General features: G+C 47.7%; 25 protein-coding genes. 6 read left to right on the top strand and 19 right to left on the bottom strand.

Annotated elements, in window-relative coordinates; translation table 11 throughout:
• Positions 1-317: 317 nt before the first annotated feature.
• The 3 genes from BLR64_RS26265 to BLR64_RS26255 are packed head-to-tail and all read right to left on the bottom strand — an operon-like array spanning position 318 to position 4122.
• Complete coding sequence (locus tag BLR64_RS26265; RefSeq protein ID WP_090719176.1) at positions 318-2159, bottom strand: ABC transporter ATP-binding protein; 1842 nt, start codon at positions 2157-2159, stop codon at positions 318-320.
• A complete protein-coding gene (locus BLR64_RS26260; protein ID WP_090719186.1) occupies positions 2140-3894 on the bottom strand; it encodes an ABC transporter ATP-binding protein in 1755 nt (584 codons plus the stop codon). Before BLR64_RS26260 ends, BLR64_RS26265 begins: the two co-directional genes overlap by 20 nt.
• An 18-nt stretch (positions 3895-3912) precedes the next feature.
• Entirely contained in the window at positions 3913-4122 is a 210-nt protein-coding gene (locus tag BLR64_RS26255; protein ID WP_090719174.1) for a hypothetical protein, read from the bottom strand.
• Between the two features lie 227 nt (positions 4123-4349).
• Between BLR64_RS26255 and BLR64_RS26250 the strand changes: the two genes are divergently transcribed.
• Positions 4350-4919: a thymidine kinase gene (locus BLR64_RS26250; RefSeq protein WP_090719184.1), complete on the top strand. Its 570-nt coding sequence runs from the start codon at positions 4350-4352 to the stop codon at positions 4917-4919.
• A 71-nt stretch (positions 4920-4990) separates the two neighbouring features.
• On the opposite strand, the gene BLR64_RS26245 is transcribed toward BLR64_RS26250, so the two are convergent.
• Positions 4991-5248: a hypothetical protein gene (locus BLR64_RS26245; RefSeq protein ID WP_090719172.1), complete on the bottom strand. Its 258-nt coding sequence runs from the start codon at positions 5246-5248 to the stop codon at positions 4991-4993.
• Positions 5249-5288: 40 nt separating this feature from the next.
• Positions 5289-5813 (bottom strand): DinB family protein, encoded by a 525-nt coding sequence (locus BLR64_RS26240; RefSeq protein ID WP_090719171.1) that lies wholly within the window; start codon positions 5811-5813, stop codon positions 5289-5291.
• A gap of 134 nt (positions 5814-5947) precedes the next feature.
• On the opposite strand from BLR64_RS26240, the gene BLR64_RS30445 reads away from it, so the two are divergent.
• From BLR64_RS30445 to sda, 4 genes are all read left to right on the top strand, one after another.
• On the top strand, positions 5948-6616 hold the full coding sequence (locus tag BLR64_RS30445; protein ID WP_090719169.1) for a hypothetical protein: 669 nt from the start codon (positions 5948-5950) through the stop codon (positions 6614-6616).
• Positions 6597-7121, top strand: coding sequence for an accessory gene regulator ArgB-like protein (locus tag BLR64_RS26230; RefSeq protein ID WP_167360787.1), 525 nt, complete (start codon positions 6597-6599; stop codon positions 7119-7121). Before BLR64_RS30445 ends, BLR64_RS26230 begins: the two co-directional genes overlap by 20 nt.
• Before the next feature lie 137 nt (positions 7122-7258).
• Positions 7259-7594 carry a LytTR family DNA-binding domain-containing protein gene (locus BLR64_RS26225; protein ID WP_090719165.1) on the top strand — a complete coding sequence of 112 codons (336 nt, stop codon included), beginning with the start codon at positions 7259-7261 and terminating at the stop codon, positions 7592-7594.
• Between the two features lie 215 nt (positions 7595-7809).
• Complete coding sequence (gene sda, locus BLR64_RS26220; protein WP_090719161.1) at positions 7810-7989, top strand: sporulation histidine kinase inhibitor Sda; 180 nt, start codon at positions 7810-7812, stop codon at positions 7987-7989.
• A gap of 133 nt (positions 7990-8122) precedes the next feature.
• On the opposite strand, the gene BLR64_RS26215 is transcribed toward sda, so the two are convergent.
• The 4 genes from BLR64_RS26215 to BLR64_RS26200 all read right to left on the bottom strand — a co-directional run bounded on the left by BLR64_RS26215 (position 8123) and on the right by BLR64_RS26200 (position 12636).
• Positions 8123-8431, bottom strand: a complete 309-nt coding sequence (locus BLR64_RS26215) for a hypothetical protein (protein WP_090719158.1) — start codon at positions 8429-8431, stop codon at positions 8123-8125.
• 286 nt (positions 8432-8717) lie between these two features.
• The gene (locus tag BLR64_RS26210; RefSeq protein WP_090719156.1) at positions 8718-9722 is read right to left on the bottom strand and encodes a glycosyltransferase family 2 protein; all 1005 of its coding nucleotides are present in this window, start codon (positions 9720-9722) and stop codon (positions 8718-8720) included.
• 20 nt (positions 9723-9742) lie between these two features.
• Positions 9743-11275 (bottom strand): polysaccharide biosynthesis protein, encoded by a 1533-nt coding sequence (locus BLR64_RS26205; RefSeq protein WP_090719153.1) that lies wholly within the window; start codon positions 11273-11275, stop codon positions 9743-9745.
• A gap of 470 nt (positions 11276-11745) precedes the next feature.
• Entirely contained in the window at positions 11746-12636 is an 891-nt protein-coding gene (locus BLR64_RS26200) for a hypothetical protein (RefSeq protein ID WP_090719151.1), read from the bottom strand.
• A 203-nt stretch (positions 12637-12839) separates the two neighbouring features.
• Here BLR64_RS26200 and BLR64_RS26195 point away from each other — a divergent pair, with 203 nt between their 5' ends.
• The gene (locus tag BLR64_RS26195; protein WP_090719149.1) at positions 12840-14582 is read left to right on the top strand and encodes an ABC-F family ATP-binding cassette domain-containing protein; all 1743 of its coding nucleotides are present in this window, start codon (positions 12840-12842) and stop codon (positions 14580-14582) included.
• A gap of 59 nt (positions 14583-14641) precedes the next feature.
• Here BLR64_RS26195 and BLR64_RS26190 read toward each other — a convergent pair whose 3' ends face one another.
• The 10 genes from BLR64_RS26190 to BLR64_RS26145 form a co-directional block, all read right to left on the bottom strand.
• On the bottom strand, positions 14642-15259 hold the full coding sequence (locus BLR64_RS26190; protein WP_090719147.1) for a hypothetical protein: 618 nt from the start codon (positions 15257-15259) through the stop codon (positions 14642-14644).
• Positions 15260-15331: 72 nt separating this feature from the next.
• Positions 15332-15805 carry a hypothetical protein gene (locus tag BLR64_RS26185; protein WP_090719145.1) on the bottom strand — a complete coding sequence of 158 codons (474 nt, stop codon included), beginning with the start codon at positions 15803-15805 and terminating at the stop codon, positions 15332-15334.
• A gap of 184 nt (positions 15806-15989) precedes the next feature.
• Positions 15990-16823 (bottom strand): sporulation transcription factor Spo0A, encoded by an 834-nt coding sequence (spo0A, locus tag BLR64_RS26180; RefSeq protein ID WP_090719143.1) that lies wholly within the window; start codon positions 16821-16823, stop codon positions 15990-15992.
• A 197-nt stretch (positions 16824-17020) separates the two neighbouring features.
• Positions 17021-18133: a SpoIVB peptidase gene (gene spoIVB, locus BLR64_RS26175; RefSeq protein WP_090719140.1), complete on the bottom strand. Its 1113-nt coding sequence runs from the start codon at positions 18131-18133 to the stop codon at positions 17021-17023.
• Positions 18134-18271: 138 nt separating this feature from the next.
• Positions 18272-19999 (bottom strand): DNA repair protein RecN, encoded by a 1728-nt coding sequence (recN, locus tag BLR64_RS26170; protein WP_090719138.1) that lies wholly within the window; start codon positions 19997-19999, stop codon positions 18272-18274.
• Positions 20000-20059: 60 nt separating this feature from the next.
• Positions 20060-20509 (bottom strand): transcriptional regulator AhrC/ArgR, encoded by a 450-nt coding sequence (gene ahrC, locus BLR64_RS26165; protein ID WP_068722139.1) that lies wholly within the window; start codon positions 20507-20509, stop codon positions 20060-20062.
• Between the two features lie 28 nt (positions 20510-20537).
• On the bottom strand, positions 20538-21008 hold the full coding sequence (locus tag BLR64_RS26160; RefSeq protein ID WP_090719136.1) for a hypothetical protein: 471 nt from the start codon (positions 21006-21008) through the stop codon (positions 20538-20540).
• A gap of 114 nt (positions 21009-21122) precedes the next feature.
• A complete protein-coding gene (locus BLR64_RS26155; RefSeq protein WP_090719182.1) occupies positions 21123-22004 on the bottom strand; it encodes a TlyA family RNA methyltransferase in 882 nt (293 codons plus the stop codon).
• Between the two features lie 46 nt (positions 22005-22050).
• Positions 22051-23958 (bottom strand): 1-deoxy-D-xylulose-5-phosphate synthase, encoded by a 1908-nt coding sequence (dxs, locus tag BLR64_RS26150; protein ID WP_090719134.1) that lies wholly within the window; start codon positions 23956-23958, stop codon positions 22051-22053.
• Positions 23959-24052: 94 nt separating this feature from the next.
• Positions 24053-24970: a polyprenyl synthetase family protein gene (locus tag BLR64_RS26145; RefSeq protein WP_090719180.1), complete on the bottom strand. Its 918-nt coding sequence runs from the start codon at positions 24968-24970 to the stop codon at positions 24053-24055.
• Positions 24971-24980: the final 10 nt, after the last annotated feature.

Below are 24980 nucleotides of genomic sequence, written 5' to 3'. Positions count from 1 at the left end.
ATTTGTGCCTCTTATTGCGCCACTTTCCTTCATTCCACCACTTTGCCTCATCTCGCCGAAATCAAAGGCATTTTTGCCTCTCATTCCGCCACTTTGCCTCATTTCGCCAAAATCAAAGGCATTTGTGCCTCTCATTCCAGCAACTGGCCCCATTCGGTCGGCCTACCCCACCTTTCCTGCTCACCTGCCCGCTAGCAGCGGCAAATGCCGCCCAGCAACATCAAGAAAAAGCAGCAAGTCCGCTCTGCCGGTACATTCGGTTCCGGTAAACGGGGCTTGCTGCTTTTACTGTTCATTCATATAGCGTCTGCCTGAATCTAAGCCCCGCCCGGCGCAGCCTTGCGCGCACCGTGCACAAGCTCGCTGTACAACCCGCCCTGGCGCATCAGCTCATCATGAGAGCCCTGCTGGAGCAGACTGCCGTTCTGCAGCACCAGAATGCGGTCGGCGGCGCGGATGGTGCCGAGCCGGTGGGCGATGACGAAGCTCGTCCGGCCCTTCATCAGCGTCTGCAGACCCTCCTGGATTTTAATTTCAGTTACGGTATCAATGCTGCTGGTTGCCTCATCCAGCACGAGCATTGCCGGATCGGCCAGAATGGCCCGCGCGATCGCCAGCAGCTGCTTCTGCCCCTGGCTGATGCCGCTGCCGTCCACGGACAGCATCCGGTCATAGCCTCCGCGCATCCGCATAATGAAGGAGTGGGCGTTCGCCAGCTTCGCCGCCTCCTCAACCTCAGCGTCGGTGGCATCCAGCCGGCCGTAACGGATATTATCGCGGATTGTTCCCTTGAACAGGAAGGTATCCTGCAGCACAAAAGCCATCTGACTCCGCAGGCTCTCCCGCCGGACCGAGGACAAATCCCTGCCGTCCAGCGTGATGCTGCCTTTGCTTGGATCATAGAAGCGGGAGAGCAGGCCGATCAGCGTTGTTTTGCCGGCTCCTGTCGGCCCGACCAGGGCGATCATTTCACCCGGCTTCGCCTCAAAGCTGATATTATGCAGAATATCGTTGCCCTCATCATAAGAGAAGGAGACATCCCTAAAGCTGACCGCCCCCTCCACATGATTAAGCGATACGGCTGCCCCCTCGTCCCTGGCCTCCGTCTCTTCATCCATTACTTCAAATACCCGCTCCGCCCCGGCAATTGCTGACAGCAGCGTATTCCACTGGTTGGCCAAATCATTAAGCGGCCTGGTGAACTGGCGGGTATACTCCACGAAGGCAATAATAATTCCGACTGTTACAATATCACGGATGGCGAGAAGGCCCCCTATACCTGCAACTATAGCAAAGCTTAAATTGTTCAGACCGTTCATCAGCTTGGGAATAAAGCCTGAAATCGCCTGGGCCCAGTATCCGGACAGCATAATCCGCGTATTGCGCTCACGGAAGCCGGAAATCACCCGCTCCTCCTGCGAAAAAGCCTTGATGACCCGCTGGCCCGACAAGGTCTCTTCAATATAGCCGTTCATCTCACCCACATTGCGCTGCCGCTCCTTGAACAGCGGTCCTGTCCGCCGGGTGATCCAGCGCATACCCAGAAACATCAGCGGCACTACGATAAAGGTCAGCAGCGTAAGCAGCGGACTCAGCCACAGCATCACACCAACCGTACCGGCCAGCGTCAATACACTGGAAAAAATCTGAATAGCCGAGCTGTTAAGCGTGGAGCTGATATTCTCGATATCATTGGTCAGCCGGCTCATAATTTCACCCTGCTGCCTGCGGTTAAAGAACGAAATCGGCAGCCTGTGCAGATAAGCGAACAGGTCCGTACGCATCCGGAGAACCGTCTCCTGGGCAATCTCGATCATCCATATATTCTGCAGCCAGGTACTCAGTGAAGTGAACAGGTACACAAGAGCAAGGGTGATCAGGAAAATCACCCAGCTTCGGCCCCCATCCCCCTCCAGATAATGATCCACCGCCCGGCTGATCAGATAGGGGCCCAGCAGCGCCAGTCCGGTGCTGATCAGAACCAGAAGCAGTACAAGCGCCAGCTTCGCTTTGCGTTTGGCGAGATAGCTCCAAATGCGTGCCAGGGTGGCTGACCAGTTTTTGGGCTTCGCCTTAGGCTTCCGGCCTGCGGATGTCTTCTCGCCTGCCCCGAAATCAGGCCTCCGATGGCGAAAAGGCTCAAGTAATGCTTTGAACATGCTGTGCTCCCTCCCCTGTCTGGGATTCGTATATTTTCCGGTACAATGACGAATCTGCCAGCAGCTCCCGGTGCGTTCCCTTGGCAATCAGCCGGCCTTCGTCCAGCAGCAGGATCAGGTCAGCCGAGACCGTTGAGCTGATCTTCTGGGTAATCAGCACGGTAGTACAGGACATGGACGTAAGCTCATCTAGCAAAAGCCCTTCGGTCACAGCGTCCAGCGCACTTGTGCTGTCATCCAGAATCAGAATCGCCGGCTTGCGGACCAGAGCCCGGGCAATCGTCAGCCGCTGCTTCTGCCCGCCGGACAGATTAACGCCGCGCTGGCCGATCATCGTGTCATAGCCCTGCGGCAGCCCCATGACCGTCTCGTGGATCTGCGCAGCCGCAGCCGCCCGTTCAATTTCCTCCGCCGTCGCATGCTCATTGCCCCAGGCGATATTGTCCCGCACTGAACCGGTGAACAGCAGCACTTCCTGCGGCACGTAGCCGATCGACCTGCGCAGCCTGGAAATGTCAATGTCCGCGCTGTCTCTCCCGTCAATCCGGATGATGCCGCTGGTCTGCTCATACAGCCGGGGAATCAGCCCGACCAGCGAGGATTTGCCTGAACCTGTCGCACCCATAATGGCTACCCGTTTACCCGGCTGGGCCGTGAACGAAATGTGTTCAAGCGCCGCAATATCGCTTTCCGGGTAACTGAAGCTGACATCCGCAAACTCAATCTCCCCCCGGATGCTATTTTCCCTGCCCGTATTCCCTTGGCCAGCTGCAGAATCCAATTCTCCCCGTCCTTCCGGCGAGGCCATAACCTCGGATATCCGCTGCTCTGATGCAACAGCCCGTGAGAAAGTCGCCATGATCCATGAGAGAGCTGACATCGCTCCGATCGTCCGCAGAGAGTAGTTAATAACCGCCACAGTCTGCCCCAGTGTAGCATCTCCGGCAGCAATATCGATCCGCCCGAACCACAGCACAGCTACGATAGCAGCGTTAACAATCAGCATAATCAGAGGCCCCATCGTCTCCGTCAGTCTTAGTGCAGCAATGGTTGATTTCATCAGAGCGCCGCTGACTGTGGCGAAGCGCCCGATTTCATGTCCCATGCGCACAAAGACCCGGATCAGCCGGATGCCTGTAAGATTCTCCTGTATGATACCGTTTACACCATCAAGCCTGCTCTGCACAACCTTAAACAGGGCGGAAGACCTCCGCATTACCCAGACCAGGAACAGGATCAGCACCGGCAGCGTTACAGCGAGCAGCAGCCCCAGCTTCACATGCACCACCAGCGCCATTACGATACTGCCCAATACAACCAGCGGAACACGGGTCATAAACCGCAGTGCCATAAAAATCGTGTCCTGCAGCTGCGTCACATCCCCGGTCAGCCGCGTAATCAGTGAAGAGGTCGGAAACCGGCTGAACACCTCATAAGTAAAGGACTGTACCTTTTCGTACAGCTTCTCTCTCAGATCAAAGGCAAAGCCCTGACTGGCATGAGATGCAAAAAAAGAGCTCAGTATCCCTGCCGCGAACGCTATAATTGCGCTCAGGGTCAGTACACCGCCCCACAGCCAGACTACTCCCATATCCTTTTCTGCAATTCCGTTATCAATGATTTTCGAGATCAGAAGGGGCTGCGACAGCTCCACTGCCAGCTCAATCCCCATCATGGCCAGAGCAGCTATGGCAGCTACCCTGTATTTTTTGAGATAGGTTAAAATGATGTTCATCGGCTGTACCTCGTCCATTTATTCGTATAGTGCATCTCTTAATCTTGTTGACATTGCCGAACCCTGTCCGTTTTTCAGAATGACCCGGCGCAACGCCTTGTTGCTGCGGCTGAGCTCGGCCAGCTCCTCAAGCATGTCCGACAGCAGTTCCTGCACCTCCTCTGATAAACCGCCGTCCCCGCAGACCGCGGCTACCCGTTCCTTATATTGCTCCAATTTCTCCGGCACCTGACATAACTTCCTTCCTGTGAATGGTTCTTCCGCTAAAAACACACGTGCGTATATTATAACATAACCTGAGGACCCGCCCTAAGGCGGGAAATGCCTTTACAAGAAATATGCCGAATCCGGCACTTTTTTCACTGGCTACTTTAATTGGACATATGATACTCTAATAAAGTCGCATTTTTCGGCATACTACACTCTTAGGGACAAGAGCGAAAGGACAGATGGACGTGGCACAGTTGTTTTACAGATACGGCGCAATGAACAGCGGAAAATCCATAGAGATACTCAAGGTAGCCCATAATTACGAGGAGCAGGGCAAGTCAGTGCTCATCTTCACCCCCTCCATTGATGACCGGGACGAGGTCGGGTATATTTCCTCCCGTATCGGACTGCGCAAGCAGGCCATCGCTATTGACGAAAATACGGATATTTACGGCATTGTAAGCAGCAACCTGCCTAAGCCCCACTGCGTGCTGATTGACGAGTGCCAGTTCCTCAGCAAGGACTGCATTCTCCAGCTTGTAAGGATTGTTGATGAACTGAACATCCCGGTTATGGCCTTCGGCCTGAAAAATGACTTCCAGAACAACCTTTTTGAAGGCAGCAAATACATGCTGATCTATGCCGATAAAATCGAAGAAATGAAGACCATCTGCTGGTTCTGCGAACGCAAGGCAACGATGGCCCTGCGCGTAGAGAACGGCAAGCCGGTCTACAGCGGCAAGCAGATCCAGATCGGCGGCAATGAAGCTTATTACCCCGTCTGCCGCAAATGTCACAAGAATCCGCCTCTATAGCAGCAAAAAAGCATTCCATTACCGTTTGAAAACGGGTGGAATGCTTTTTTTATTTGCATACGCAGACTGCATTACTTCTGAATGGCCTTGAGTGCGCGGAGTTCATCTTCTTTACTTACAAACAGCTCATGTCTGGAAGCCATATTACCCCCATAATAATTGCGGCTTGAAATGACGCGCATCCCTCCGTTGATCTTGGATCGGTGCCGGATTCCCGCTGCACTCAAGCGGTTCTTGTTAACGAAATATTCTTTCTGGTCAAAAGTGGTATAGAGCAGCGTGCGTTCCGGCGGTATGAAGAAATGCAGTATGCTTCTGGCAAATCCCATCCAGGCTTCCTCCCGTCTATGCTGTTCTAAGGTTCAGCAGCTACACCTGGTTCAGGTACCGCTCCTGCAATATATTCATGTGATGTCTCTCATGTCCAACAATCATACAGGCCTGGGCTCTGACGGTCACAGGTACGGAATAGAAATTTCCGGCCCGGGTCCAGACATCATCCGGCAGGCTTTCCAGCAGAGCGAGTGTCGATTCCCGGACAATCCGGTAATGCAGCACCAGCTGCTTCAGGGTAAAGCGGTCAAAATGTCCGGCGGCAACGTAGTCCTTCTCTTCATATCCAGGCAGCGGCGCCTGCTCACCTCTGGCAAAACAGAGCAGCCGGTAGGACATAATGAGGTCATTATCGGTCAGATGGCCGACCATTTCCTTAATGCTCCATTTCTCCGGCGCGTACCTGTAATTTCCCTGTTCTTCACTAAGCCCGTCCAGCAGTGCAAAAACCTCCTTGGACTGCTCACGGAGAATGGTGATAATGTCGCCCTCCGGCGGCACTAAAGAGATATAAGCCTCCTGAAATTCCATGTATTCGCCTTGCTCCGGACGCTGGTTCATCTAAAATGTCCCCTCTCACCTAAAATTATGAATATATTGTTGAAAAGTGTAAATATCTATTGTTGCATTTTAGTATATTATGTATAATATTTGCAAGAATAGGAAGAGTCAACTCGTTTACCGGGAGTGTAGGTATGCTGGATTTTTCGATATATATGTTCTTCTCAGTTCTGGAAACCTTCGCTATGTTCCTGCTTGCATTCAGAGTATTCAAGATTGATCTTTACATAACTGAAATGATTTTTGCCAGTCTGATTATGGGCTTTGTATCATTTGTACTTCGGCATGATTATGGCCTGATTCTCACAGATGTGGTTATTCAATATCTGCTTACTTTCTGCTTCTTCTGGCTTCTGTTCCGCATCCACATTTTTTACGCAGCGATTATGACTGGCCTTGCCTATTTATCCTACATGCTGCTGCAATCGACCTGCTATTTAATTATGAATTTTACAGGATTCTACTCCTTAAACTTATTGTATCCGACCATGGGAGTTAATTCTTTACAGATAGTTTCTGCTTTGACAACACTTTTAATAGCTTATTATATCAGAAAACAAAGAAAAGGCTTTGATTTCGTACCAGACAAACAGAATAAAAAGATCAGAATTCAATCACATGAATTTATATTGTTTGCTCTAACCTTGCCGTGTGTTGTGATTGTTATTTTTATGATTAATCTCTCAGAGCATTACTCCGGTTATTTCTTCTTGATGCCTTTATCCTATGGAGCCTTGTTATACAGTTATTTATATCTCTCATATAAAAAGGATAGGTCTGAGAATGAACACATTATCTCATAAAATCGCTGTTGCTATTAAACAGGCTAACCCGGAGGAAACCTACTCTGTTGAAATAATGCAATATTCCCTTGGCATTATATTGAATACTCTGGTTATTTTCATTGCAACAGCAGTGATTGGCTTGCTTACTGGCAACTTCGCTGAGTTCATGACCTTCCTTCTAAGCTGTTCGATTCTTCGCCTTACTTCAGGCGGATTTCACTTAAAAACGGCAAAAGCCTGTAATATTTTTTCTGTTTTGTTATGCACACTTGTTCCTTACATATTTAGTTTCTTTAAAATGAATCTTACTTTAATTAACATGGCAAGCCTGTTCATTATGCTTCTATTTTCACCTAACCCGGACAAAAATGCCCGGATGCCGGAAAAAATATTTCCATTTTTAAAGTTAGTTTCTGTTCTACTAGTTAGCCTTAACTTTTTCATTCATTCGTCTGTCATCGGATTGGCATTCATTGTACAATCCTTAACAGTAATTCCATGGATAAGGAGGGAAAAGCCATGAAAAAAACGCTCGCCAAACACGCTTCATCAGTTCTTGCAGCATCCTCCCGTTTATTTGTGTCAATCATGAAGCCAGCTTTTCACAGCCCAGAAGCACCGCAAGAACTCCGTAAGTAATCCAACAAGGATGGGGAAAACATGCGTGTCTTACAAAACGACGGTTCTTCCCTAGACATCAGGGAGGAAGACATATTGTATTTTTCCAGCTATAAAAATGCAATATTCGTCCATACGAAAGAAGGCGAATTTGTTTTCCCCACTACTCTTTCCGATCTGCTGATTGCATACAAGGGTAAAGGATTCGAACGCCTTGACCGTAACAACGTCGTTAGCCTGAACAAGGTGAACGCGTATGACGCCGAGCGCAAAATTGTTCACTTCACTGAAGGTGAACAATTTGCAACGGTATCGGAGTCCAATGAACCCCGTATCAAGCGATTTCTTGCGGAATCATCAGAAGAAGAAGCAGATTGATTGAGTTGCTGTATCGTATCTTTTCAACATCCCGGTATCGACTTCGATGCCGGGATGTTTCAATGTAAAGCGGGTAAATATTATGACATAATAACCATGTTATGTAAAGAGTAATTCGCAGGGTGAATGACAGGAGACGGATTTCCTTCCAAATGGTACCATTTAAATAGGTTAGCTATAATTTGGATTATTATACCTATTGATGGAGGAATCTAATGGATTATTATTTTCATCCTTCTCCGCGCCCCTCATCACTCGAACTACTATCTGACGAGCAGCTATTAAACATCTACGATTTGGCGGTGGAGGCTAAGGCTTCACCTGATTTTATTGAAATTATCATGAACATTCTGACCGAAAGAAAATTAATACCTTCGGATTATTTGGATGCGTGAATTCAATACAATCGGTACACTTCTACATATATTTGTGTTCCAATGCATATTTATCACAAGTCAAAAGCCATCCTCTTCTGTGTAGGCAGGGATGGCTTTTGCGCAGGAACGGATATGTTCCGTCCTTGTTCTGCTATTCTATAACTTCTGTCTTGAATACATTGTCCAATTTGCCGCCAAGTCTTTTCTTGAGCGGTACTTTAATATCACGGCTCAATTCCTTGAAGAAGGTATCCACATCACAGTTCACATTTTGTGCCATTACAACGACCGTTCCGTCTGCCACTATGTTGTGGTTGACCTCATGCGGCACATCAACCTCAATGTCATATTTCTTGGTCAAGGTTTTCAGATACCGCGCAAAAATTTCCAGCAGCTCTTCGTTGCTGAAATTCTCAACCGCCGCTTTTCCCTTAGGAGTAAACTTTACGTTAATTCTCATTTGTGGATTCCCCTTTTCTGTCGAACCATTTTTTTGTTGGCTTTATGGATCAGGATGAATAGATGGCTGCAAGAAAGGGCAACATTATTCATTTTGGCTAAAAAGGCGTATTTAATACTCTGTAAGAATATCTTTCACAACTTTTTTTATTACCATACCGCCCCGGCTGATTTCAGATGCATCGATTGTCCCATTATAAATAGCACCTGCTACTATCATAACACAAAATTAAAACACTCCTCTATTGGATTTTCATTTCCAACAAAGGAGTGTGTGTTCAGCTTGCTTATCCGATTTTATTATTTCTGAGTACGACGAATGCAAACTTGAATAAATGCGCATATAATCGCTTGTTAAGAAACAGGAGGCTGATGCTCATTTTATTTTTGAAGCCCAAGGTATTATCCTGGAAAAACGGATTGATATTGCTCTTTAAAAAGGCAATGAATTCTTCGCAGCGCTCATCATTTACCTTAATGCCTTTTTTAATGTAATAATTGTAGTAGTTAAAGCCGTACTCCACTACATTATCCAGGTATTGCTTGGAGATATCATGATAAGGGGTATTCTTCCCGTCTGACTTGAGGTCATTGTAACGGTCAATTACAGCCAGGTAGTAGTTATAGAAGCTGTTGTCATCCCATACCTGTGTAATACTGCCGCCTCTTTGCAGATAATAATATTTCGGGTCCCAGACCCGGACGGATTTATTGGCGTGTTTGAACAGGAAATACATAGCCCACAGATCCTCGTAAATTTTGCCGACCGGGAACCGGAGATTTTCGAACAGCTCCCGTTTGAACAGCTTGTTCCATAAGTAGCTCTGAATTTCAACATCCTCGACAATTTTTTGTACACCTTCCACGTTGCTGTAAACAATCTCTCCTTCAAAATATTCATACAACGGTTCGGTTGAATCATCTGTCACCACATAATGGCCGCAAATGGAAATATCGGCATCATGCTTCTCGCTTAAGTTGTACAATAGCTCAAACATATCCGGTGCCAGCCAGTCATCGCTGTCTGCAAAGCCGATATATTTGCCTCTGGCAATATCAAGCCCGCAGTTTCTGGCTTCAGAGACGCCGCCGTTCTTTTTATGAATCACATGCACCCTGTTGTCCAGACTTGCGTAGTGGTCACAGATCTGAGGGGATTTGTCCGGAGAGCCGTCATTAATCAAAATCAACTCAAAGTCCGTAAAGGTCTGCGCCAGTATCGATTCGATACATTTCGGCAAATAGTCAGCTACATTATAAACCGGAACTATAATACTGATTTGCGGTTCCATTCTAATACCCCCATCTTCTTTTAGTATTGCCGCCCTGCTTTGCGGATTTTAAATTTGGCAAGGAGCGGACCAAGCATTTCCTGCAGCATGCCGGCATCCGGTCTGCTGAGCAAGAGACCAGCTATAAAAAACAGCGGGACCAGCGTAACCGATAACACAGCAGCGTCTAAAATGAACATTGTGTATGAATGCGGAGTTACCATAAAATCAAACTGTTTCGTTACAGCAATGATTATCACGGAAACAAGCAGATTAATAATCCATTTTTTGTAGGTGATCCATGAGCTTCTTTTCAACAATTTGCTGTTCGTGTACCATACTATATCAATTAGCCGGTAAGTTAAAGCGACCATGGTCCCAAACAGCACCCCGTAGGCGCCAAACGGAAACACCAGTATCAAGGAGAGAACAAAGTTTATAGATGTCTCCAGAATCGATCTCCACTGTGTTTTGCGGAAATGGCCGACGATATCAATCACCAGGTCGGAAGATAACCGGGCATTGAACAGGAGCTTCACCGCTGCAAACAATAAAGGCAGGAGCGCATCAATATAATTGGTATCTTCAATCCCTGAGGTATACAGCCTCATGAAAGGCAGGATCAGAATCGTCGTTATCGTCAGCAGGGCAAACACCAGCGAGATGTAGGACGACTCGAAGAGATTGAACATCCTGACAAATTTCGGAAAGTTATTGTTGTATTTCTGGCCTAAAGCGAATTTGAAGCTGTCCCGGATGGTAAAGGTTACTCTTTCCACCACACCAAAGATCATATTGTACATCATATATACACTTACAATCTTCAGATTTGTGAACAGGGTGAGCAGGACAACATCCGTATTTTTAAATACGAGATAAGACAGCTCGTGGATCAGAACGGAATTCTTTTGGCTGATTGCCTGATAATCCGGTGTAGTCTTGAAATTGATCCATTTGTAATGCTTTCTCATATAGATCTGATATACGATGATTTGGATAATGGTGATTACAAAATAAACCGCCTGAACCAGAATAATATCAAAGCCGTTCAGCATCATAATGATTCGGATCACGTTGTTGACAATCGTGGACAGCGCGGTTACGGAAGCCTCGATATAGTTCTTGCCCTCAGCAAGCAATAGAACCCTGAACTTCCCCTGAAAATAATAATTAACCGCCCCGCCCAATCCGCTCAGTAACACTATGGCCATTACTGTGAAGTTGCTGAAGCCAGAGCTGACAACAAGGGGATATCCAATCGAGATCAGGATGACCGCGATAAAATAGTACCATCCTGTTTTGCGGTAATAAGACGAGGTTGCAGTCAGTATTTCGTTGATTTTGGACTTGTCATTATTTCCGATATGCTTGTAAAGCGCCTGTATAGAGGCGGCACCTACACCTGCTTCCAGCAAAGACAAGTATGTAATAACCTGTACAACAGACGTTATAAGACCGTTAGCCTCCGAACCATAGGTAAGGATAATTAACCGCGGGATATAGAACCCCAGGCCGATCACGATCAATTGGCTTAGAACACCGACCAATACATTTAATATGCTTTTTTTGGCCATCCGTCTCTTTCCCCTTCACACTAATGTGATTGCTACAATGTATTGGTGTTCTTTTTTGAAAATTACTGAACCCTTTCATTTTTTACAATGATTATACACGCATGAACCAAATTTGCATGTCGAAAAATGTTGCAAATTTAAATTTTAGACGCCCAAAACGGTAACACCATATGTATTCATCATGACGGTACAGATTAGCTGCTTTGTAATTAACCATTTTGTAGCGGGGTAGAATCAGGCGATAATAAAAACCCGCTCAACCTTTATGGTCGAACGGGCTAAAAACCTATTTCTTTAGGGTTAGGACGTAACTCCAGAGAATATTTGGACTTCCGGCCGCTGTTGTCTGCAGATTTCCTGATTTGAGCCGCTGTTCGCGGTTGAAATCCGCAGACAAAGGCGGACGCTAACGCTCCTCCAGTTCCAAAATTCTCCTCCGCCACTTTTCCCTGTTTGAAATTTGACAAAAACTAAAAATAATTATCGATATTGCTAAAATTAAAATATCCATTTCTTAGCTTTTTAATGATTTGATTTTCTTTGAGATCAGTTAACAAAATCTCTTTCTCAAGTTCTTCCAACCAGGCTATTTTCATTCGCTTTAAGAATATAACAAGTAAAAACTGTGACAGAACCACTATAATGACAAGAGCAAGACCATTGAATAGCTGTTTCCATAATAAATCATTGAAATTATATTGTGTTGATGCATAAGTCAGCATAATTACGGTTATGATTAGTTTTGCACTTATGCCATTAATAAATTGCAGTGACTTGTCTAAAATTAGGGTGAGGCCTTTTTGTATCTTGCTTGTTTTTTTTACTGTTTCTGTTTCATTAACTCTAACGTTGTTGTTTCTTCTTAATTCTCTCCACGAGCTCATTATTTCTTTTCGATTTAATATAACATCTATTATTCGAGAGAACCTAAAAGAGTTAATTATAAAATAAGCTTCGAAAATCCAAAAATTATTTATATGTGAATGAATAGCGAAAAATATATTGAGAATTAAAGCTATAAGTTCTATTAAACCCCCATGTATTTTTAGTGGAAGTGTGCCTTTCTTCTCAAGTAGATTTTCAGCCTTACGCATTTTTATTATTTTCTCTTGCCTATAATGTTTATTGAAAATATCGAATATTGTTGTAGTTAAATTTTGAAAGAATATGTAGCCTAAAATTACAGTCATCCAATGTTTTTGTATATCAATAATATCGGGAAAAATCCAGTATCCCAAACCCGCTAGAGCAGCAAATAACGTCCAATTACTTAAACCACTTGATATTATTTTTTGCCTTTCTCTTTCCTGCAACCTATTAATGTATTCCAGCCATTCTTTCTGAGAAAGCCTGGTGTTCATAATAATCCCCCTATTAAAATTTTCTTAAAAAACTATTTTGGTAACTCAAAAGAAAGAATGGTGCTTACTTAAAGGCACTGGACAGCTTATTCTAAAATGAATTGATTGATGTTGTCTGTAAACAATGTTATTCTAACAACTTGAATGCCACTCACAAGCCGATAATAACAGTCCCCATTTTGGTTATAAGGAAAGGTAATATTATGATAAAAGTTGAACACTTATCCTTCTCGTTTCCGCAAAAAGAACTATATAACAACATTTCATTTACCCTCGATGAAGCACAGCATTGCGCTTTTATAGGAACAAGCGGCAGCGGGAAAAGCACACTGGTCGATATATTGATGGATCCGGAAAGGTATTTGTACGAAGGCAGGCTAGAGATAGAACCCTCCTGCACAATCGGGTATGTAAGCCAGTTCTCGCAGCTGGACAGATCTGAAGAAACAACTGTTTTTGAATTTATAGGAGAAGCATTTCTCAAGATTCAAAATGAAATAAATGCTATCCTCACTGAAATGGAGACCTCCGCTGATATTGAGCCGTTACTGGAGAAGTATCAACTGGCGTTAGACGCTTTTGAGTTGATCGGCGGAGATGATTTTGAAAGCAATATTAATAAGAAGCTAAACTTGGCAAACCTCCTGAAGCTGAAGGATCTAAGGGTAGCTGAGCTGAGCGGCGGGGAATTCAAGCTGATCCAAGTCATGAAGGAAATGCTCAGCAATCCGGACGTGATGATTATGGACGAGCCGGATGTATTCTTAGATTTTGAAAACCTAAATGCACTTAAAAATCTTATCAACTCCCACAAAGGCATTCTGCTGGTCATCACGCACAACCGTTATTTGCTTAATCATTGCTTCAACAAAATTATTCACCTTGAAAACATGGAGATCCAGGAGTTTGACGGGCGGTATATTGATTATAATTTCTCTCTACTTCAGACTAAGATCGAAGCACAGGAGCTCGCAATCGCTGAAGAGGAAGAAATCAGGCGGAACGACAATATCATTGACAATCTTAGAGCCAGCGCAACCTATAACTCGGAAGCATCCAGAGGCAGGGCGCTAAAAGCAAGAGTGAAATTTCAGGAAAGACTGGAAGCCCGCAGAATTAAAGCTCCTTTCGTCGATATTAAGCAGCCGAAGATCTCTTTCGGCATGGAACATGAACTTGAAGACGACACTGTTGTAATAAAAGTTAATGATTACAGCGTTTCCTTTGATGAACTGCTTTTAGAAAAGGTCAGTTTTGAGATCAAGTCCTCGGATAAAGTAGCCATTATCGGTCCCAACGGTACAGGAAAAACGACCTTACTCCGGGAGATTGTTAAGCATAATCACGGTTCCATTGAAATAAACCCTGATGCTAAAGTGGCTTACTTATCCCAGCTTCAAGGCGAGGTGCTAAACGATTCTAATACCATACTGGAGGAATTTATCGAGGCGGGATTCGATACTTATGATAAGGTACGGTCGTATATTACTGACTATGGCTTTGAAGGACAAATGGTTACCCAAAAGATAGAATCGTTATCCGGCGGAGAAAAAAATCTGCTCCAATTGGCCAAGGTTTCTGCCAGTAACGCAAATGTGCTGCTGCTTGATGAACCGACAAGCCATTTGGACACCTATGCACAAATTGCATTGGAGAAAGCTGTCCAAGAGTATCAAGGCGCCATTCTTATGATTTCACATGACTTCTATTCTGTCGTAAACGGAATGGATTATGTGCTGATCATTGAGGATAAGACGATTAGAAAAATGAGTATGCGCAAATTCAGAAAGATGATTTATGCCAGCCATTTTGATAAAGACTATTTAGAAGCAGAGCAAAACAAAAAAGCAATGGAAATGAAAATTGAACTGGCTCTGAAGGAAAAGAACTTTGAGCTTGCAAAAGTATTGGCGGAGGAGCTTGAGGTGCTGATTAAGCTGCTGTAAACGTGGCTGGTTAAAATAAAGAAGACACTGATGAGTAGGCTCTCAGTGTCTTTTTGCTGTTATTTAAGATGCAGTTCTCCTAACTGGTCGTTCCATCCTTCAACAACACCATTGTTAAAGCTTATAATTGCTGATCCATAATACCACGTATCTCCACCGTTTGTGATATGATCTGGCGTTCCCAACGATTTTTTAACAGTATCTTTGGAATCGCCTAATCCAATTTTTATTGCTGCGGCTTCGCCTTTTGAGCTGCTTTTATCATTATTAGCAGAATAAAACACCGATGTACCGTCTGCATACGTTGGCTGGGTTGTTTCAGAAGTTGCTGAATTAACCATTTCATTTTTTGCATGCTGCAGTTCATTCCAGACACTGTTCATTACACTGTTCATTACATTGTTCCTGATGGATTCACTTTGCCCTTCCATGGCATCAATAACTTGCTGTTTATACTCGTTGAATAGATCCAGTGCATGATCGTAGTCATCGGCATCCTGCCAGCCCTTTATCGTCAGGATCTTTGCATCCCCAGTGATCCGGTTTATTTTAACAGGAAAGCTTTGATCTAACTTCTCATACTTATACAAGCCCGGATAGATCACAAGACCAAAAATAATGACTCCAATCAAAACGAATGAATAGCGAACAACCTCTTTGGTAAGTTCTTTTTTCATAAACCCGCGCTCCATAATATCCACATCGGCTGCGGAATTTGCTGTCTCCCGCTGACAAAGATTAACATTCCGTTATCTGCCCAGGCGCTTGATGCTCTCAACGGAGTATATTCCATTTAAGCCTTTCATTTCTGTGTTGGTAAGTGTCTCCCCTTCTTCAATCCTGCTTTTAAGAGCAGCAGTATCCGTAAAGACAGAATAAGGATCATTTTTTTGTCGTGACCCGTTTAAAAAGTAGTCAATATCAAGCAATATAAGTTCTTGCTGCACGCCGGTTAAAACATTATTCTTAATTGGAAAATTTGTTTCTATAATTGCTTTCCTTTTTGCAATAATCATTTTTCTGTGCAGACTGTTCACACCTATGTATGCTAACAGACAAACAATAAATGCTGATCCTGAAATGATTCCTGTTTTGCGTGTGACGCCGTTCAAGATCAGACTGGCAATGATGGTTACCGCACACAGAAAGATCGTCTGGCCTTTTAATTTAAATTTCAAATCACGGCGCTTATAAATAATATACTGAAGTGATTCTTCCTTCAAAACACATTCTCCTTTAATGGGGTATTTCGGTATAACAAGCTAATTGTATTACATAATGCGTAACTGTCAAATCATTTGAATCCTTCATTGCATTTCCTGCAAAAATAAAACCCAATAAACCAAAAAGGTTTATCGGGTGTGGGAGACTCCTTCCATCCTTCTACGTATCCTGATCCTTACCCTTTCAAGACACCTTATGCTCAATCCGCAGCTTGTCGGCTACCATGGCAATAAATTCGGAATTCGTCGGCTTGGATTTGGAGATATTAATCGTATAGCCGAATAAGTGGGAGATGCTGTCGATGTTGCCACGGGTCCAGGCGACTTCAATCGCATGGCGGATAGCCCGTTCAACACGGGATGGTGTGGTTTTGAACTTCTCCGCAATAGCCGGGTAGAGGGTTTTGGTAATCGCCCCAAGGATTTCAATATTGTTGTACACCATGGTGATCGCTTCACGCAGATACTGGTAGCCTTTAATATGCGCAGGCACACCAATCTCATGAATTATGGAGGTGATGTTCGCGTCCAGGTTCTTGCCCTTGGAGAGCGGCACTACGTTGGTGCCTGATGATGAAGCCGACGGACGTGAGCCTGCATAGCTGGACATGCTCGAAGAACTGCTCATGCTGCCCTGTGTACCGACGAGCTGACGCACACGGTTGGCCAGAACCTCCATGTCAAACGGCTTCAAAATATAATAAGACGCGCCAAGCTGCACAGCTCTTTGAGTGATGTTCTCCTGACCAAATGCTGTCAGCATGATGATCTTCGGCTGCGGGTTAAGATCCATATCACGCAGGCGTTCAAGAACGCCGAGTCCGTCCAAGTGCGGCATGATAATATCGAGGATCAGTACATCCGGAATCTTTCTTGCCCCGCTAAGCATCTGAAGCACTTCTTCTCCATTATAAGCGATGCCTGTAACGGTCATGTCTTCCTGTTCCGTAATGTATTCGGCAAGCAAGTTTGTAAATTCCCTATTATCATCGGCCAACAACACTTCAATATTCTGCACTGGCTGCTTCCTCCTTATTCATATCTGCTATTCTTTACCACATTTTTATCGCACTCCTTAGGTTTTCGACACGCCCTTCAAATATCCTTCTGTCGAAAATTATTTTTCTTTATTTTTTTTCGCCGTTGGATTATAATTAAATATTTTATTTCAACATTCGATTTATATCGCTGAGCTTCGACAAAAAAATCTTAAGGCTATACCGCCTTAAGATTATATGGGGAAAGATCAGTTTGTCCGGTGACACCGGAATCTTTTAGCATCCACTCGATAAAGCAGCCGTAGCCTGACTTCGGATCATTGACAAAAACATGGGTAACCGCACCGATCAAACGGCCGTCCTGTACAATCGGGCTGCCGCTCATGCCCTGGACAATACCGCCGGTCTTATCAATCAGACGCGGGTCGGTAATTCGCAGCACAAGCCCTTTGGTGGCAGGAGTCTGCTGATGGGCGACATGGATAATCTCCACATTGAACCGCTCCACCTGCTGCCCGTCCACTACGGTAAGAATCTGCGCCGGGCCTTCCTTCACTTCACTGCTCTTCGCGATCGGAATCGGCTGCTTGTAAAGGCTGTGCTCAGGGTTCTTGGTCATTTTACCGAAGATACCGAAATCCGTATTGCTCTGCACATTACCCAGCACCTGGCTTTCCTTGAGAAAAACAGCCCGCTTCTCTCCCGGATCGCCATCCTGGCTTTTGGAGATGGAGGTGACAGTGGACTGTACAATATGCCCGCTGCCGACCACAATCGGAGTTCCGGTATTCATGTCCGTAATGACATGGCCCAGAGCGCCGTAAACTCCCTGCTCCGGAGCATAAAAGGTCAGGGTGCCGACACCAGCCGCTGAATCGCGGATGTACAGCCCCAGTCTCCATACCTTGTCATTACGGTCATACGCGGGCTTCAGCCTGGCTGTATGCTCCTTGCCGGCGCGTTTGTACACGATGGTCAAGGTTTCACCTGACTTTCCGGCCCGCTCGACCAGCTTCGCTACCTTGGATACCTCATTGAGCTTCACACCGTCGATGGAAATCATCAGATCTCCGGGCACCAGACCGCTGTTCTCTCCGGGTGAAAGCTTGGACTGCTCAGATACTTCAATTAGATGATGGCCAACAACAAGAACACCTGCCGACTTCACTTTCACCCCGATCGTCTGGCCCCCCGGGATTACCTTGAGCTCCTGTTCTGCCGCTTGGGCTGCCGGCTTGGCCGGATGAGGGTCAAGCGGTGAGGCATAACTCTGGATGGGACCTGCTACACCGGATAAGCTGAGAAAGAAGGTGAATAAAAGGCCGGGCATTAACTTCCTGAGGTTCGGCTTCAATGGCTGTCACGCTCCCTTTTGCTTCTTTCGCTTGACGAAAAAGGTGGTCGCCAATTGCGTACCTATAAGATAACCTTGCCCCCAGGCTTTTATTACTGTCAATCATTGTCCCGCCTAGCTTATGGCTGCTTTGCTGGCCTCGGCCAGACTGAGCATTTCCTGGGCGTGATGCAGTGTTTTTTCGGTAATTTCGACGCCGCCCAGCATCCGGGCAAGCTCCATAATCCGCCCGCTCTCGTTAAGGGAATCAACCTCGGTCATGGTCCGTCCGTCCTCAACCCTTTTACGGATCAGGTACTGATGATCGGCCATACAGGCCACCTGCGGCAGATGTGTAATTGAGAACACCTGACAGGTGGACGACAGCTTGAACAGCTTATCGGCAATGGACTGGGCCGCGCGTCCGCTGACCCCGGTATCCACCTCATCAAAGACCAGTACAGGAATAGCATCCGTACGGGCAAAAATACTCTTCATCGCCAGCATAATCCGTGACAGCTCACCGCCGGAAGCGATTTTGCCAAGCGGCCGCAGCGGTTCACCCGGGTTCGGTGAAATCATGAACTCTGCACTGTCGATACCCTGACGGGTCAGGCGGTACCTGCGCTCCTTGTACTCAACGCCGCGCGGGTCCTCCAGAAGATCCAGCTTGACCTGCAGGGATGTCCGTTCCATCTGCAGATCCTTCAGCTCCCCTTCAACCTGCGTAGCAAGGTCTGCCGCACATTGTCTGCGAGCTTCAGTGAGTACCTCTGCCGCTTCCATTAAGGTGGTGAGCAGGCTGTTGCGCTTCACGCTCAGCTTCTCGATGTATTCATCTTTATTCTCCAGCAGATCCGTTTCCCGGTGTATCTGATCATAATACGCCAGAATCTGTTCCACACTGTCTCCATATTTGCGGCGGAGGCCGTTAATCAGATCGAGACGGTTCTCGATCTCCTCCAGCCGTACCGGATTGAATTCAATATCCTCCCGGTAATCCCGCAGCTGAAAAGCGGCATCCTCCAGCTGGTAATAGGATGACTGCAGCTGCTCCAGCACAGCCCGCAGCCCCTTTTCGTCATAACGGACCGCATCCTCCAGCCGGGAGATGACATTATTAATGGATTCGAGTCCCTGTTTGTCATACAGCAGATCATATGCACCGGATACCGAATCCATCATTTTCTCGCTGTGGGATAGTTTGACCCGTTCTTCGGCAAGTAATTCATCTTCTCCCGGTTTTAATCGTGCCGAAGAAATTTCCTCAAGCTGAAAGCGGTACAAATCCAGCATTTGATAAGCCTTTTGGCTGGACTCCTGAAGCTCCCGCAATTCCTTCTCCACCTTGGCAAAAGCGGTATACTTCTCCTGATAGTCAGCCTTCAGCGGACCGATTACCGCTTCCCCGTAAGTATCCAGCAGTCCGAGGTGACGCTCGGCCTTGAGCAGGTTCTGGTGCTCATGCTGGCCGTGAATGTTGACCAGCTGTTCTCCGATTTCCCGCAGCATGCTGAGATTGACCATCTGTCCGTTGACACGTGACGTGCTTTTGCCGGTCGAAGTAATCTCACGCCGGATAATCAGATGCTCCTCAGGCTGGGCATCAATACCCAGACGCTCCAGCGTCTCCCATACCGGATGACCGGCAGGCAGACTGAACAGCGCTTCCATTTCCGCCTTGTCACAGCCGTAACGGATGGAGTCTGCAGAGCCCCGTCCGCCGGCTACAAGCGCAAGCGCATCAATAATAATGGATTTCCCGGCGCCTGTTTCCCCTGTAAGCACATGAAATCCGGGATAAAAATGCACATCCACCGCTTCAACCACGGCCAGATTGCGGATCGATAACGTTTCTAACACTATAACTGCACCTCCGAAAAGATGATTCCCATGAATGGCTTGATGCTGCGTCTATTTATTTCAGGAGATATATCCCATGATCTGCGAAATGACATCTTTGCTGTCCTCCGGCAGACGGCAAATGATCAGAATGGTATCGTCGCCAGATATCGTACCCATAATCTGCGGCCAGTCAATGTTGTCAATGAGCGCGGCCACCGAGTTTGCGGTGCCTGGGAGACATTTCATGACCACCAGGTTGCCCGAGGAATCGATGTGGACGAAATTGTCCACCAGCACTCTTTTGAGCTTCTGGGTCGGATTGTAGCGCTGGTCTGTCGGCAGGGAATATTTGTATCTCCCGTCGTCCATTGGCACCTTGATCAGGAGCAGCTCCTTGATATCACGCGATACGGTCGCCTGTGTGACCTGAAACCCTGCTTCGCGCAGCTCGTCCACCAGCTCATCCTGTGTTTCGATTTCCTTCTGTGTGATAATTTCACGAATCTTGATATGCCTGTGTCCCTTCATAGTGCCTCCTGTATTGTAAAAATGAATATTAAGCGGACTCTCCGTCATCCCTGCCAAAAGAAATCACATGGATGGCAGAGGACACCGTGTTGACATACAGCACTCCGCTGCAGTCAGGATAAATCAGCAGATAAGGCAGAAGTGCATCCCGGAGTGCGCTCCCTGTAAACTCCAGCTCCTTGCGGGGCCTGGACAAAATGACCAAATAATAGGAGCCGTCCTCTTTGGCGGCTACGTAATCAATAAACAGCCGGCTGTACATGGGGGCACCGTCTACATTAAAAGAAAGCGGGATCTTGAGCTTGCCGCCAATCACCTCATACCCTGCTGCCTCCAGCCACTCAATGGACGGGTGGGGAGCAATATCCTTGTTGATCGGCACCCGGTCCTTCAGGAAGGAATCCGGCGAGCTCTGCAGCCAGAGATAAATCCGGTATACCAGAAATATCACAGCTGCCAATCCAATAAGCGCCACAACGGCTTTGTCAGAGCTTGCCACGCAAATCACCTCGGTGATTTATTCGCCCAGGCTGCAGGGAACTCCTGCATAAATACGTCAGCGCCTGCTTATTATTAGTCTTGGGTAAAAAATGACTTTTCAAGCAAAAGAAACTCATCGTTTCTTCGATGAGTTTCCGTTAGCTGCCGCTGTAAAGGTGGAAGCCGCTTCTTTGATGACGGTATCAGCGAGCAGCGCGAAGCTGTCAGCCATATGACGGGGAGCAGACAATGCTTCTGAATCCGCCGAATCATCCGTCAGCTTCCAGTGTGCCAGAAATTCAATATTTCCTTCACCGCCGGTAATCGGCGAGAAGGTCAGATTCTCAAGCTGGTAACCCAGCTCTTCCGCCATAGTCAGTACATTGACCAATACTTCCTTATGTACCGCAGGATCACGCACAACGCCTGATTTACCGACCTTTTCCCGGCCGGCCTCGAACTGCGGCTTAATAAGCGCGGCAATATCCGCCGGGCGGCTCAGCAGCGCTTTGAGCGGGGGAAGAATGATTTTGAGCGAGATAAAGGAGACATCAATGCTTGCAAAATCAGGCACCGGGCCCAGCAGATCCTGGGGTGTCATATAGCGGAAATTCGTCCGCTCCATTACACTTACCCGCTCATCGTTGCGAAGGCTCCAGTCCAGCTGGTTATAGCCGACATCAATGGCATAAACATGACTTGCCCCGTGCTGCAGGGCGCAGTCGGTAAAGCCCCCGGTGGAGGAGCCGATATCCAGCATGACGCGTCCAGTCAGGCTGATCTCAAATTTGCGGAGCGCTTTCTCCAGCTTGAGACCGCCGCGGCTGACATAAGGGTGCACAGCTCCTTTTACTTTCAGGACAGAGCTGCGGAGCACCTTCATGCCCGCTTTCTCGATCCGCTCCTCGTCCGCCAGCACAAGTCCGGCCATAATGGCAGCCTTCGCCTTTTCACGGCTCTCATAAAAGCCCTGCTCCACCAGTAATACATCAATCCGTTCTTTAGGGTGTTCCATGTTCATCTCCTGATCGTTCTTGGTCACCGGCTTCCACTTCCATTATTCAGGAAGTGGAAGTCGACTTGTACGTATATTTGCTCAGTGCCTTCATCGCTTTGATCCGTGCACACAAGGCTTCAACGGTCAGGCCGGTCTGCTGACGCTGCTCTTTGACGGAGCCATGCTCAATAAAGATATCCGGCACGCCCATCAGATGCACTCTGGCATCATAGATCTCCTGGGATGCAAAGAACTCCAGCACAGCGCTGCCCAGGCTGCCCGCTTCGCTTGCCTCCTCCATAACAATCATTGAGGTTCCGGCATTAGCCAGCTCAAGCAGCATCGAATTGTCGAGCGGCTTCTGGAAGCGTGCATTTACGACTCCAACCTGAATGCCTTCACGTTTCAAGAGCTCCGCCGCTTCTTCGGCAACCTGAACCATCGGCCCGCAGGCAAGCACAGCGTAATCGTCGCCGGTACGCAGGCGTTCCCATGAGCCAATCGGGATCGTATGCATCTCCTTATCCAGAGCCACACCGGTTCCGTCAATCCGCGGATAACGGTAAGCAATCGGTCCGTCATTGTATTCCAGCGCCGTCTTCATCATGTGGCGCAGCTCGTTTTCATCCTTAGGCATCATGATGACCATATTCGGGATATGACGCATAAAAGCGATATCATAGACGCCCTGATGGGTCTCTCCATCCGCACCGACAAAGCCTGCACGGTCAATGGCGAACATCACATTGGCGTTGTGGCGGCAGATGTCATGCAGAATCTGATCATAGGCCCGCTGCATGAAGGTGGAATACACCGCATATACCGGCTTCATTCCTTCCATAGCCAGTGCTGCACACAGCGTAGCCGCATGCTGCTCGGCGATGCCGACATCAATCATCCGGTCCGGGAATTCCTTGGCGAACGGGAACAGTCCCGAGCCTCCCGGCATGGCCGGAGTGACCGCGATCAGCCGTTTGTCCTCGCGGCCCAGCTCAATCAGCGCCTCCCCGAATACCTCGGTGTACATCGGCGGCTTATCGACCGCCTTAAGGGATTGTCCGGATTCAATTTTGTATGGAGAAATGGCATGGGATTTGTAGAAATCAGTCTCGGCCGGCTTGTAGCCTTTGCCTTTGGTGGTCAGCACATGCACCAGTACAGGCCCGTGTACATTGTCCGCCTGATGGAAGGTGTCGATCATCTTCTCAATATCATGACCGTCTACCGGCCCGAGATAGGTGAAGCCCAGCTCCTCGAACAGCACGCCGGGTACCATCATATATTTAAGGCTGTCCTTCAGCTTCTCAGCCGTTTTGGCCAGCTTGCCGCCGATTGCCGGAATTCTCCGCAGCAGCCCTTCCACTTCATCCTTGGCCCGCAGGTAATGGCGGTCTGAACGGATTTTGCTCAGGTAATTGTGCATTGCCCCGACGTTCGGCGCAATGGACATCTCATTATCGTTGAGGATTACCATCAGCTTGCGGCGTTCATGCCCGATATGATTCAGCGCTTCAAAGGCCATCCCGCCGGTCAGTGCACCGTCACCGATCACAGCAATAACCTTGTTGTCCTCGCCCTTGAGGTCACGCGCCATAGCCATACCCATAGCTGCAGACAGAGAGGTGCTGCTGTGTCCGGCTTCCCAGACATCATGCTCGCTCTCCGAGCGCTTCACAAAGCCGCACAGTCCGTCCTTCTTGCGGAGCGTGTCGAAGCGGTCCTGCCGTCCGGTCAGGATTTTGTGGACATATGCCTGGTGTCCTACATCATATATCATTTTATCCCGGGGACTGTCATAGCAGTAATGCAGCGCCAGCGTAAGCTCCACTACCCCTAGGTTGGATCCCAGATGCCCGCCGGTCGCAGTCAGCTTCTCAATCAGAAACGTACGGATCTCCTCTGCAAGGGAGTTCAGCTCTGGCACTGATAAAGATTTGAGTTGCTGCGGATCATTTATATTTGGAAGCAGCACGAGTCTTCCCCGCTTTCCTAGATGTTGTAAAATATAAACCCCATTATAACACAAACGAAACGGCTGTCGAAATACAGCCGCTTCGGAATTTTCTTTAATGGTCTCTGGACATCAGGTAAGATGCGATTTCCAGCAGGCGTGAATTATCCTTGAAGCCCCCGCTGAGCACAGCGCTGCGGGCAGCTTCAGTCAGCTTCTCAACCTCGGCACGCGAGGCTTCCAGCCCGATAAAGTAAGGGTAAGTCACCTTTTGCTGCTTGATGTCGCTGCCGGTCTTCTTGCCGAGCTTACTCTCGTCGCCGACCAGATCAAGGATATCATCCTGCACCTGAAAAGCCAGGCCGATCTGTGTGCCGAATTCGCGCAGCGCTTCCAGCTGTGCAGGGTCTGCACCGGCGATCCGTCCGCCGGCCAGCATGGAGAATACGATCAGATCCCCGGTCTTGTGGCGGTGGATATACTGAAGCTGCTCCAGACTGGTGAGCCCCTGCTCGCCTTCCATATCGGCTACCTGTCCGCCGACCATACCGCGCGGACCGGCCATTTCGGCCAGCTCCTCGACAATGGAGAGTACCTGCTCTGCAGGCACTCCATAACGGCGGGAAGACTGGACCACGCTGTAAAACGCATGGGTCAGCAGTGCATCACCGGCCAGAATTGCCGTTGCTTCGCCAAATACTTTATGACTCGTGAGCTTGCCCCGCCGGTAATCATCATTATCCATCGCCGGAAGATCGTCATGAATCAGCGAATAGGTATGCACCATCTCAATGGCCGCTGCCACCGGCAGCGCAGCTTCCCGGCTGCCGCCAAGCGCCTCGCAGGCTGCGACAACCAGCAGCGGACGCAGGCGCTTGCCTCCGGCCTGCAAGGAATAGTTCATCGCATCCTTCAAATTGCCCGGAACGTTCCAAGCTTTCGGGAGGGTAGTCTCCAGCTCCTGCAGCACCGCTTCCGTTACTCCTGCGATATATTCCGGGAGCGGCTGCCGTTCCACGTCAGCAGCCTTCATTTCCGCGTTA

The organism is Paenibacillus typhae (assembly GCF_900099765.1).
Taxonomy (GTDB): Bacteria; Bacillota; Bacilli; order Paenibacillales; family Paenibacillaceae; genus Paenibacillus_AQ; species Paenibacillus_AQ typhae.
This window is presented reverse-complemented; position numbering and strand designations above follow the sequence as displayed.

What these genes read in the sequence shown, in the direction of transcription:
- BLR64_RS26225 (WP_090719165.1), top strand. Translation starts at nt 7,259, where the DNA reads ATGCGTGTCTTACAAAACGACGGTTCTTCCCTAGACATCAGGGAGGAA.
- BLR64_RS26260 (WP_090719186.1), bottom strand. Translation starts at nt 3,894, where the DNA reads ATGAACATCATTTTAACCTATCTCAAAAAATACAGGGTAGCTGCCATA.
- BLR64_RS26145 (WP_090719180.1), bottom strand. Translation starts at nt 24,970, where the DNA reads ATGAAGGCTGCTGACGTGGAACGGCAGCCGCTCCCGGAATATATCGCA.
- BLR64_RS26195 (WP_090719149.1), top strand. Translation starts at nt 12,840, where the DNA reads ATGATAAAAGTTGAACACTTATCCTTCTCGTTTCCGCAAAAAGAACTA.
- BLR64_RS26230 (WP_167360787.1), top strand. Translation starts at nt 6,597, where the DNA reads ATGAACACATTATCTCATAAAATCGCTGTTGCTATTAAACAGGCTAAC.
- BLR64_RS30445 (WP_090719169.1), top strand. Translation starts at nt 5,948, where the DNA reads ATGCTGGATTTTTCGATATATATGTTCTTCTCAGTTCTGGAAACCTTC.
- BLR64_RS26155 (WP_090719182.1), bottom strand. Translation starts at nt 22,004, where the DNA reads ATGGAACACCCTAAAGAACGGATTGATGTATTACTGGTGGAGCAGGGC.
- sda (WP_090719161.1), top strand. Translation starts at nt 7,810, where the DNA reads ATGGATTATTATTTTCATCCTTCTCCGCGCCCCTCATCACTCGAACTA.
- ahrC (WP_068722139.1), bottom strand. Translation starts at nt 20,509, where the DNA reads ATGAAGGGACACAGGCATATCAAGATTCGTGAAATTATCACACAGAAG.
- BLR64_RS26265 (WP_090719176.1), bottom strand. Translation starts at nt 2,159, where the DNA reads ATGTTCAAAGCATTACTTGAGCCTTTTCGCCATCGGAGGCCTGATTTC.
- BLR64_RS26245 (WP_090719172.1), bottom strand. Translation starts at nt 5,248, where the DNA reads ATGGGATTTGCCAGAAGCATACTGCATTTCTTCATACCGCCGGAACGC.
- BLR64_RS26190 (WP_090719147.1), bottom strand. Translation starts at nt 15,259, where the DNA reads ATGAAAAAAGAACTTACCAAAGAGGTTGTTCGCTATTCATTCGTTTTG.
- BLR64_RS26205 (WP_090719153.1), bottom strand. Translation starts at nt 11,275, where the DNA reads ATGGCCAAAAAAAGCATATTAAATGTATTGGTCGGTGTTCTAAGCCAA.
- BLR64_RS26210 (WP_090719156.1), bottom strand. Translation starts at nt 9,722, where the DNA reads ATGGAACCGCAAATCAGTATTATAGTTCCGGTTTATAATGTAGCTGAC.
- spoIVB (WP_090719140.1), bottom strand. Translation starts at nt 18,133, where the DNA reads ATGCCCGGCCTTTTATTCACCTTCTTTCTCAGCTTATCCGGTGTAGCA.
- BLR64_RS26240 (WP_090719171.1), bottom strand. Translation starts at nt 5,813, where the DNA reads ATGAACCAGCGTCCGGAGCAAGGCGAATACATGGAATTTCAGGAGGCT.
- BLR64_RS26215 (WP_090719158.1), bottom strand. Translation starts at nt 8,431, where the DNA reads ATGAGAATTAACGTAAAGTTTACTCCTAAGGGAAAAGCGGCGGTTGAG.
- BLR64_RS26200 (WP_090719151.1), bottom strand. Translation starts at nt 12,636, where the DNA reads ATGAACACCAGGCTTTCTCAGAAAGAATGGCTGGAATACATTAATAGG.